This is a genomic window from Streptomyces sp. NPDC048255 (genome assembly GCF_040652415.1).
In the GTDB taxonomy this organism is placed as follows: Bacteria; Actinomycetota; Actinomycetes; order Streptomycetales; family Streptomycetaceae; genus Streptomyces.
This window is the reverse complement of sequence record NZ_JBEZMA010000012.1, coordinates 151,211-161,083: the sequence shown is the minus strand read 5'-3', so window position 1 is coordinate 161,083 and position 9,873 is coordinate 151,211. Positions and strand designations below refer to the sequence as shown.

The window sequence follows — 9,873 nt, the reverse complement described above, 5'->3', positions numbered from 1 at the left end:
TGCTGGGGCTCTGCCCCAGGCCCCGCGCCTCAATCGCCGGCGGGGCTGGGTTTGGCGTCGGGTGTGGGCCGGGGCCGCGGCTTCCCCTGCGGGGGGCCTGGCGGGGTGTGGCGCCGTTGCTGGGGCTCTGTCCCAGGCTCCGCGCCTCAATCGCCGGCGGGACTGCGTTTGGCGTCGGGCGCGGGCCGGGGCCGCCGCTTCCCCTGCGGGGGCTTGGCGGGGTGTGGCGCCGTTGCTGGGGCTCTGTCCCAGGCTCCGCGCCTCAATCGCCGGCGGGGCTGGGTTTGGCGTTGGGTGTGGGCCGGGGCCGCGGCTTCCCCTGCGGGGGGCCTGGCGGGGTGCGGCGGCGTTGCTGGGGCTCTGCCCCGGGCCCCGCGCCTCAATCGCCGGCGGGGCTGGGTTTGGCGTTGGGTGTGGGCCGGGGCCGCTCCGGAGCGTCTCCTCGGCTCGCGCACTGAGCCCCGGCTGCGAGTGTCCGGCCTGGGTTGCGCGCTCGTCCTGCGGGGACTCTCCTGCGCGTCCCCGTCCCACGCCTCGGCTTCGGAAGCGGGGCCTGGCGGTTGTCCGGGAACTCGTGGTGGAGGGGAGTGGTGCCGTGCAGGGGTGTCCCCGCAGGACGAGCGCGCAACCTGGCCTGATGGCGTCGGGTCGGGTTAAGTGCGCGAGCCGAGGAGACAGCCCGGAGGGGCACCGCGGACCGACCCCACCGACCAGGCCCCACCGGAACCAACCGCACACAGCGGAGGCCCGGCGCAGTCGACCAGGCCCCGCCAAGGCCGAACCGGACACCGCCGGGCCGCCCGCAGGGCACACCGCTTCGGCGGAGCCAAACCCAGCCCCGCCGGCGTTTGAGGCGCGGGGTCTGGGGCGGAGCCCCAGGAGCCCGGCCGCAGCCGAACCGCACCGCAGCCGAACCGCACCGCAGCCGAACCGCACCGCAGCCGAACCGCACCGCAGCCCAACCGCACCGCACCGCCGAGCCGACCGCAGGGACACGGCGGACAAACCCCGGCGGTTACCCCATTCGGGTCGGATCGTTATACCGGCAGCGCCGACGCGCCGAACCCGCCCCCGGAGGACTCCGATGACACCGTCCCCGCTCGCCGGCGGCCCCACCGGCCCCCACGCCCTGCGGCCGCTCCTCGACACCGTCCTCGAAGCCCTGCACACCGGAGCCAAGGAACGCGGCGGCCCCTTCCCCGCCGGCGGCCCCGACACCCAGGCCGCCCGCGTCCAGGCCGCACTGGGCGACGTACTGCCCGCCCACGGAACCGGCGACCACGAAGCACTGCGGACCCTCGTCCACACCATGGCTGCCGGCGCAGCCGACCCCGCCGAACCCCTCTGCGCGGCCCACCTCCACTGCCCGCCCCTCGCCGTCGCCACCGCCGCCGACCTCGCCGCCAGCACCCTCAACCCCTCCCTCGACTCCTGGGACCAGGCCCCCGCCGCCTCCGCCCTCGAACACCTCCTCACCCGCGCACTCGCCGCCGAGTTCTACGACACCCCCTACCCCGACGCCCTCGTCACCACCGGCGGCACCGAAGCCAACCAACTCGCCCTGCTCCTCGCCCGCGAACGCCACGGCCCCCACCTCACCGTCCTCCACGGCGCAGCCGCCCACCACTCCATCCCCCGCGCCGCCTGGCTCCTCGGCCTCCCCCCGGCCATCGCCCTGCCCACCCCCACCGGCACCCTCGCCCCCACCGACCTCGCCCAGGCCCTGGCCACCACCCCCGGCCCCGTCCTCGTCACCGCCACCGCCGGCACCACCGACGCCGGACTCATCGACCCCCTCCACGCCATCGCCGACCTCTGCGACCACTACGGCGCCGACCTCCACATCGACGCCGCCTACGGAGGCCTCCTCACCCTCAGCCCCCGCCACCGCCACAAACTCGCCGGACTCGACCGCGCCCACTCGATCACCGTCGACCTGCACAAACTCGGCTGGCAGCCCGTAGCCGCCGGACTCCTCACCGTCCCCGACACCGCCCTGCTCGCCCCCCTCGCCCACCAGGCCGACTACCTCAACGCCACCGACGACACCGACGCAGGCCTGCCCGACCTCCTCGGCCGCTCCCTGCGCACCACCCGACGCCCCGACGCCTTCAAGATCGCCGCCACCCTCCGCTCACTCGGCCGCGACGGCCTCGCCCAGCTCATCGACCACACCTGCGACCTCGCCGACCACCTCGCACGACTCCTCGACGCCCACCCCCGCTTCGAGCTCCACTCGGCGCCCACCATCAGCACCGTGCTCTTCCGGCCCACCGACGCCGACGACACCCAGGTCGCCGCCCTGCGCCGCACCCTCCTCCACGAGGGCCGCGCAGTCCTCGGCCGCACCCACACCGCCGGCCGCCTCTGGCTCAAAGCCACCCTGCTCAACCCCCACACCACGGCGGGGGACCTGGACACCCTCATCGCCCTCCTGGAAGGCAGCACCCACCGATGACCGCCCAGCTCGATGCACCCCACGACCTCGTCGGAATCGGCATCGGCCCCTTCAACCTGTCCCTCGCGGCCCTCGCCCACGGCCTCCCGCACCAAGGAACAGGCGAACTCGCCACCGCCTTCTACGACCAGCGCCGCGACTTCCGCTGGCACCCCGGACTCCTCATCGAAGGAGCCACCCTCCAAGTCCCCTTCCTCGCCGACCTCGTCACCCTCGCCGACCCCACCAGCCCCTGGAGCTTCCTCAACTACCTCAAGCACAAGGAACGGCTCTTCCCCTTCTACTTCGCCGAGCAGTTCCACATCCAGCGCGCCGAATACGACGCCTACTGCCGCTGGGTCGCCGGCCGCCTCCCCGCACTCCACTTCGGCCACCAGGTCGACGCCGTTCGCTGGAACCCCGAACGCGACCTCTTCGAAGTCGACTACACCCAACTCGACACCGACGGCGAAGCCGAAGCCCTCGGCCGCACCTACACCCGCCACCTCGCCCTCGGCATCGGCACCACCCCCTACATCCCCGAACCCCTGCGCCCCCTCGCCGAAGCCCCCACCGTCCCCGTCATCCACTCCGCCGACTACCTCGACAACCGCCCGCGCATCCTCGGCGCCGAACACGTCACCGTCATCGGCTCAGGCCAATCCGGTGCCGAAGTCTTCCTCGACCTCCTGCGCGCCCGCCCCCACGGCCGCGAACGCCTCAGCTGGCTCGCCCGGACCCCCTCCTTCGCCCCCATGGAGTACTCCAAACTCGGCCTCGAACACTTCACCCCCGACTACACCCGCTACTTCCACGCCCTCCCCGAACCCGTACGCGACCGCCTCGTACCCTCCCAATGGCAACTCCACAAAGGCATCGACACCGACACCATCGCCGCCATCCACCAGGAGCTCTACCGCCGCACCCTCCACGGAGGCTGGCCCGACGCCGTCCTCACCCCCGGAGTCACCGTCCGCACCGCCGGCCGCGTCGCCACCACCAAGGTCGAACTCCACCTCGAACACCAGGAACAAGGCACCCGCTCCCGCCTCACCACCGACGCCGTCGTCCTCGCCACCGGCTACCGCGAACGCCCCCTCGGCAGCCTCCTCGCCGGACTCGACCCCTACCTGCGCAAGGACTCCTCCGGCCGCCCCCGCATCGACGACCGCTACCGGATGATCACCGACCCCGCCGTCACCGGCAGCATCTTCGTCCAGAACGGCGAACGCCACACCCACGGCGTCGGCGCCCCCGACCTCGGCCTCGCCGCCTGGCGCAGCGCCGCCATCCTCAACACCCTCACCGGCAAGGAGCCCTACCCCCAGCCCCACCGCACCGCCTTCACCACCTTCGGCCTCGAACAGAGGGAGCACTCCCGCCCACAGCCCGCGGGCGAACTGCTCCCCCTGGTCGAACACCCCTAGAAGACGCCCGGGCGAACCCCTAGAACACCGGCACGGAACCCCGCGTCAGCCGCCAGTCCACCGAAGCGAACCCCGCCGGATCCACCGTCCCCTTCGCCTTCACCCACGACACGATCGTGTTGCGGATCTCATCCGAATCCGCCCACAACTGCCTGGCCTGCGGGACGTGCGGGAAGTTCCCGCCCCCCGAGGCCCGGTAGTTGTTCACCGCCAGCACGAACCGCGCCGCCGGATCCACCGGCTGCCCCTGGAACGACAACCCCACGATCCGCGAACCCACCGGCTGCGCGATGTCGATGTCGTACGCGAACCCGTACACCGCGTCGTAGTTGTAGTCCGGAATGCCCTCGGAGTTCGTCAGCTTCGCCGGATCCACCACATCACCCGGAGCCGTCCGGACGAAATACCGCGCCGAGTACTCCAGATAATCCTTCAGCTGCGCACCCGTCAGCAGCCGCGCCTCCAGGGTGTTCTCGAACGGGTACAGGCCCGCCGCATCCCTGATCGTCACCTGCCCCGCCGGTATCCCCGCCGTCCGCGAGAAGCACGAAGCCTGCGACACGACCGGCAGCGCCGCCCACTCCGTACCCGCCAGAGCCGCCCTCACCGTCTCCGCCTGCACATGGTTGATCAGATCGATCACCGGCACGTCCTTCACCGGACCCTCCGCCGACGACATCGCCTGCGTCGACGTACCGATCACCTGGTTCACGTACGCCACCACCTTGCGGTGCTCGTCCGACAGCAGCCCCGTGATCTTCGGATCCTCCGCCGCCGCATTCGAATTCAGCACGCTCGCCGAAACCTTCGCTACCGACCAGCGGCCCTTCTCCCACGCCAGCTCGAAGTCGAACAGCGTCAGCCGCTGCCCCCACTTCAGCGGCTCCGACAGCACCACGTCCTTGCCCGTCGCCCTGTTCTTCACCCGGTACTCGGCAATCTCCGTGTGCGCGTGCCCCACCAGGATCGCGTCGATCCCCGCCACCTGCTCCGCCACCAGCCCCGCCGCGTTCTCCACATGCGGCAACTGGTCCCCGTACGAAGACGTACCGCTCGACCCCGAGTGCGCCGACACGATCACCACGTCCGCACCCATCGAACGCAGCCGCGGCACATACTTCGCCGCCTGCTCCTCCAGACCCGGGAACGTCATCTTCCCCTGCACGTGCGCCTTGTCCCAGATCGCGATCCCCGGATTCGTCAGACCCAGCACCGCCACCTTCACATCCCGCCCGCACGGAGTCCTCAGCCGGTGCATGCTGTACGGCGGGAACGCCGGCCGCAACGTCTTCGCATCCAGCGCGTTCGCCCCCAGCAACGGGAAGTCACACTGCTCCTCGAACTTCCGCAGCACCGGAATCCCGTAATTGAACTCGTGGTTCCCCAGCGCCGCCGCGTCGTACCCGATCGCGTTCATCGCCTGCGCCATCGGGTGCACCGGACCCCGCCGCGCCGTGATCGGATCCACCTTCGCGTAGTAGTACGACAACTGCGTGCCCTGGATCGTGTCACCCGCGTCGATCAGCAGCGTATTGCGCCGCCCCTTCGCCGCCCGCACCTCGTTCACCAACGTCGAGATCTTCGCCAGACCCACGTCGTTGTGCGCCTTGTCGTCGAACTCACGGTCCGTGAAGTAATCCCAGTTGAAGACATTCCCGTGCAGATCGGTCGTCCCCATCACCGTGAACGAGTACGTCCGCGGCCGCCCCGAATGCGCAGCCGCCGGAGCACCCGCAGCCCCCGTCAGCGCCACCGCCGCACCCGTCGCAGCCGTCGTACCCAGAAAAGCCCTGCGGTCGAACGCCATGCCATCTCCCCTTGTGAACCATGTGAGCCATCAACAACGCGCGTAGACAGCGCGCGTAGATTCTGACCCAGCGGTAACAAGGGACAACACCCCCACAAGGTTTCGATCCGATGACCACACCCCCACAGACGACAGTGCGAGAGTGAAACCATGACCCAGGACGCAACGCACCAGCCCTACGGAACCCCCGAAGTCCCCCGCGTCGCCGTCCGCGGCGAAGCCCGCCTCGAAGTCGACCCCGAGATCGCCCGCATCGGCATCACCGTCAGCGCCCGCGGCACCGACCGGCGCACCGCCCTCGAAGACCTCACCCGCCGCAACAACACCGTCCTCGACCTCATCAAAAGCTACGGCGACCCCGTCGAAAAACTGGAAACCGGCGCCTTCTCCATCAGCCCCGAACTCACCCGCCACGGCCGAGGCGAACGCATCCGCGCCTACCACGGACGAGTGCACATCACCGCCGAGCTCAACGACTTCACCACCCTGGGTGAACTCACCACCCGCCTCGCCGACCTCGAACTCACCCAGGTCGACGGCCCCTGGTGGGCCCTGCGCCCCACCTCCCCCGCCCACGGCGAAGCCCGCCGCCAAGCCGTACACGAAGCCGTCCAGCGCGCCCGCGAATACGCCGAAGCCCTCGGCGCCCGACTCGCCGCCCTCGTCGAACTCGCCGACCTCGGCGCCGAGAACGCAGCCCCCTTCCAGACCTCCCCCAGCACCGGAATGCGCACCATGGCCTTCAGCGCCACCGAAGACGCAGGCGCCCCGCCCCTCGACCTCGAACCCCAGCGCCAGACCGTCTGTGCCCAGGTGAACGCCCGCTTCACCATGACCCCGCCACAGCTCTGAAACCACCCGCGGCCAGGCCCCCGGGGGTGCTCATCAGAGCACCCCCATGCACATTCAACAGTTGTCAACAAGCTTTTGCACAAAGGTTGTTGAGTGGACACCCGGAACCAATTTCCTACTGCCTGGTAGGGGCATACGCTCGCCTTATGCGCCGAGCGAAAATCGTATGTACCCTGGGCCCCGCCACCGACTCATACGACCAGATCAAAGCACTGGTCGAAGCCGGAATGGACATCGCCCGCCTCAACCTCAGCCACGGCACCTACGCCGAACACGAAGAGCGCTACCAGCGCGTACGCAAAGCCTCCGACGAGACCGGCCGCAGCGTCGGCATCCTCGCCGACCTTCAAGGCCCGAAGATCCGCCTCGGCCGCTTCCGCGAAGGCCCCGTACTCCTTGAACGCGGCGACGAGTTCACCATCACCGTCGAAGACCACGAAGGCGACCGCCACACCTGCGGCACCACCTACAAAGGACTCGCCACCGACGTCACCACCGGCGAACGCATCCTCGTAGACGACGGCCGCGTCACCCTCGAAGTCACCGCCGTAGACGGCCCCCACGTCCACACCACCGTCATCGAAGGCGGCATGGTCTCCGACCACAAAGGACTCAACCTCCCCGGAGTCGCCGTCTCCGTCCCCGCCCTCTCCGAAAAAGACATCGAAGACCTCCGCTGGGCCCTGCGCACCGGCGCCGACGTCATCGCCCTCTCCTTCGTACGCAGCGGCCACGACATCGAAGACGTCCACCGCATCATGGACGAGGAAGGCCGCCGCCTCCCCGTCATCGCCAAAATCGAAAAACCCCAAGCCGTCGAGAACATCGACGACATCGTCGCCGCCTTCGACGGCATCATGGTCGCCCGCGGCGACCTCGGCGTCGAAATGCCCCTGGAACAAGTCCCCATCGTCCAAAAGCGCGCCGTCAAACTCGCCAAGCGCAACGCCAAACCCGTCATCGTCGCCACCCAGATGCTCGACTCGATGATCGACAACTCCCGCCCCACCCGCGCCGAAGCCTCCGACGTCGCCAACGCCGTCATCGACGGCACCGACGCCGTCATGCTCTCCGGCGAAACCAGCGTCGGCAAATACCCCGTCGAAACCGTCCGCACCATGTCCCGCATCGTCGAAGCCGCCGAAGAAGACATCCTCGCCAAAGGCCTCCCCCCACTCACCGAACGCAACAAACCCCGCACCCAAGGCGGAGCCGTCGCCCGCGCAGCCGCCGAAATGGGCGACTTCCTCGACGCCAAATTCCTCGTCGCCTTCACCCAGAGCGGCGACACCGTCCGCCGACTCTCCCGCTACCGCTCACCCATCCCCCTCCTCGCCTTCACCCCCGACCCCGCCACCCGCTCCCAACTCAACCTCACCTGGGGCGTCGAAACCTTCCTCGGCCCCCACGTCGACTCCACCGACGCCATGGTCGCCCAAGTCGAAGAAGAACTCCTGCGCATCGGCCGCTGCGTACCCGGCGACGTAGTCGTCATCACCGCCGGCTCACCCCCCGGCGTCAGCGGCTCCACCAACCTCGTCCGCATCCACCACATCGGCGACGCCGTCCGCTAGCCGCCGACCACACCCCCACCCCACCGCGTCGGGCACCACCGCACAGCCCGACGCGGTACGCGCCCGGCGGGGACCTTCGCTAGTACTTCGGCCCGATGTGCGCGTCCATGAGCGCGACGGACGCCTTGCGGGCGATGGACACGTTGAGGGGGTCACTGCCCCGGGCGAGGATCGTCCACTGGACGCCGACCTGGGTGAGCGTGTCGGTGCAGAGCCGACGGATGTCGTCGGACTTGTTGGTGAAGAAGTACCGCGGGTACTCGTAGCGCTTGCCGTTGCGGACGGTCCAGTTGGTGATCCGACACCCGTCGGAGTGGATCAGTCCCCGGATGAACTCCCAGGGGTGTGCGTCGACGATCTGTTGCTGCCACTCTTCGAGCGCGATCCGCCGGTCGTGCTTCTTGCCAGGCCCGTGCTGGGGGAACATGCATGTCCAGTGCCGACCGTAGCTGGTGACGTTGACGCAGCCTTGGCGCTGCAACACGTAGACCTTGTCGGACGGGCGGACCGCCAGGATCGCTGCCCGGCACTGCTCGATGAGGCCGGGCCATGCGTCTGCGCAGGCGATGCGCAGATAGTGGCCACCCCTCGGGTGGGGGCTGATGCAGCCGTCGCCCAAATAGAGGCCGAGGAGGTAGGCATATGCTGCCGGGTCGCCCGGACCCGAGCATGGCGTCTGTTCCACGCGGGGGCGCGGTTCGATGCGCACCTGCCAGGCGCGTATGGCTGCCCGGGATATCCCCGTTTCCTTGCTGACCGAGTTCATGCTGCGGCCGCTTCGCAGAAGCTCCAGCGTCCGCTTGCGGGTATCCATGTCGTACATGTGCTCGACGCTGCCGCGCGGATTCTGTCTACGTCGCACGTTTCGGCTCTGTGCCGCTGAAAAGAGTGAAGGTCACGCGTTCTCGCGTGACCTTGGAAAAGAAGGAAAAGTGCCCCGGGTCGGACTCGAACCGACACTGAATGGGTTTTGAATCCATCGCCTGCTGCCAATTGGGCTACCGGGGCCCCGCGAATCGAAGGTTTACCTCGACCCGCTGCGAGTCCACCTTACCGCAGCTAGGTAGGCTCAGGGGAGCAGTAACGCCCCGCATCAAGGAGCCCCCGTGACCGCCGAGCACGAGTCGACGCCCATGCCCGACGCCGACCAGTCGCACGTTCCGCCGCTGACGACGCGAGTCGTGATCGCCGAGGACGAGGCGCTCATCCGCCTGGACCTGAAGGAGATGCTCGAGGAGGAGGGGTACTCCGTCGTCGGCGAGGCCGGGGACGGGCAGACGGCCGTGGAGCTGGCGCGCGAGCACCGGCCCGACCTGGTGATCCTCGATGTGAAGATGCCCGTGCTGGACGGGATCTCCGCGGCCGAGAAGATCGCGGAGGAGTCCATCGCCCCCGTGCTCATGCTGACCGCGTTCTCGCAGCGCGACCTGGTCGAGCGGGCCCGTGACGCCGGGGCCATGGCGTACCTGGTGAAGCCGTTCAGCAAGAGCGACGTGGTGCCCGCCATCGAGATGGCGGTGTCGCGGTTCGCGGAGCTGCGGGCGCTGGAGAAGGAGGTCGAGGACCTTTCGCAGCGTCTGGAGACCCGCAAGCTGGTGGACCGGGCGAAGAGCGTGCTGCAGACGCAGTACGGGCTGACGGAGCCGGCCGCTTTCCGGTGGATCCAGAAGACGTCGATGGACCGCCGGATGTCGATGCAGCAGGTCGCGGAGGCGGTCATCGAGGACGCCGAGGAGAAGAAGAACGCGGCCCAGGGCTGACGGTCCCGGGGTTTGT

General features: G+C 69.3%; 7 protein-coding genes and 1 tRNA gene. 5 read left to right on the top strand and 3 right to left on the bottom strand.

Going from position 1 to position 9,873, the window contains the following annotated elements; genetic code table 11:
* Positions 1-1,084 precede the first annotated feature (1,084 nt).
* Both AB0D94_RS13360 and AB0D94_RS13355 read left to right on the top strand, forming a co-directional pair.
* On the top strand, positions 1,085-2,458 hold the full coding sequence (locus AB0D94_RS13360) for an aminotransferase class V-fold PLP-dependent enzyme (RefSeq protein WP_362050337.1): 1,374 nt from the start codon (positions 1,085-1,087) through the stop codon (positions 2,456-2,458).
* Positions 2,455-3,864: a SidA/IucD/PvdA family monooxygenase gene (locus AB0D94_RS13355; RefSeq protein WP_362050334.1), complete on the top strand. Its 1,410-nt coding sequence runs from the start codon at positions 2,455-2,457 to the stop codon at positions 3,862-3,864. Before AB0D94_RS13360 ends, AB0D94_RS13355 begins: the two co-directional genes overlap by 4 nt.
* 19 nt (positions 3,865-3,883) lie before the next feature.
* Here AB0D94_RS13355 and AB0D94_RS13350 read toward each other — a convergent pair whose 3' ends face one another.
* Positions 3,884-5,671, bottom strand: a complete 1,788-nt coding sequence (locus AB0D94_RS13350) for a 5'-nucleotidase C-terminal domain-containing protein (RefSeq protein WP_362050331.1) — start codon at positions 5,669-5,671, stop codon at positions 3,884-3,886.
* A gap of 150 nt (positions 5,672-5,821) precedes the next feature.
* On the opposite strand from AB0D94_RS13350, the gene AB0D94_RS13345 reads away from it, so the two are divergent.
* Both AB0D94_RS13345 and pyk read left to right on the top strand, forming a co-directional pair.
* The gene (locus tag AB0D94_RS13345; protein ID WP_362050327.1) at positions 5,822-6,523 is read left to right on the top strand and encodes an SIMPL domain-containing protein; all 702 of its coding nucleotides are present in this window, start codon (positions 5,822-5,824) and stop codon (positions 6,521-6,523) included.
* Between the two features lie 146 nt (positions 6,524-6,669).
* Positions 6,670-8,097 carry a pyruvate kinase gene (pyk, locus tag AB0D94_RS13340; protein ID WP_362050324.1) on the top strand — a complete coding sequence of 476 codons (1,428 nt, stop codon included), beginning with the start codon at positions 6,670-6,672 and terminating at the stop codon, positions 8,095-8,097.
* 79 nt (positions 8,098-8,176) lie between these two features.
* Here the strand turns inward: pyk and AB0D94_RS13335 are convergent, their stop codons facing one another.
* Both AB0D94_RS13335 and AB0D94_RS13330 read right to left on the bottom strand, forming a co-directional pair.
* A complete protein-coding gene (locus AB0D94_RS13335) occupies positions 8,177-8,920 on the bottom strand; it encodes a transcriptional regulator (protein ID WP_362050321.1) in 744 nt (247 codons plus the stop codon).
* A gap of 110 nt (positions 8,921-9,030) precedes the next feature.
* Positions 9,031-9,105, bottom strand: a tRNA-Leu gene (locus tag AB0D94_RS13330).
* A 125-nt stretch (positions 9,106-9,230) separates the two neighbouring features.
* Between AB0D94_RS13330 and AB0D94_RS13325 the strand changes: the two genes are divergently transcribed.
* Positions 9,231-9,857 (top strand): response regulator, encoded by a 627-nt coding sequence (locus tag AB0D94_RS13325; RefSeq protein WP_362050364.1) that lies wholly within the window; start codon positions 9,231-9,233, stop codon positions 9,855-9,857.
* The last annotated feature ends 16 nt before the right edge of the window (positions 9,858-9,873 follow it).

Coding starts and splice junctions, on each gene's coding strand:
- AB0D94_RS13360 (WP_362050337.1), top strand. CDS start 1,085: ATGACACCGTCCCCGCTCGCCGGCGGCCCCACCGGCCCCCACGCCCTG.
- AB0D94_RS13355 (WP_362050334.1), top strand. CDS start 2,455: ATGACCGCCCAGCTCGATGCACCCCACGACCTCGTCGGAATCGGCATC.
- AB0D94_RS13350 (WP_362050331.1), bottom strand. CDS start 5,671: ATGGCGTTCGACCGCAGGGCTTTTCTGGGTACGACGGCTGCGACGGGT.
- AB0D94_RS13345 (WP_362050327.1), top strand. CDS start 5,822: ATGACCCAGGACGCAACGCACCAGCCCTACGGAACCCCCGAAGTCCCC.
- pyk (WP_362050324.1), top strand. CDS start 6,670: ATGCGCCGAGCGAAAATCGTATGTACCCTGGGCCCCGCCACCGACTCA.
- AB0D94_RS13335 (WP_362050321.1), bottom strand. CDS start 8,920: ATGTACGACATGGATACCCGCAAGCGGACGCTGGAGCTTCTGCGAAGC.
- AB0D94_RS13325 (WP_362050364.1), top strand. CDS start 9,231: ATGCCCGACGCCGACCAGTCGCACGTTCCGCCGCTGACGACGCGAGTC.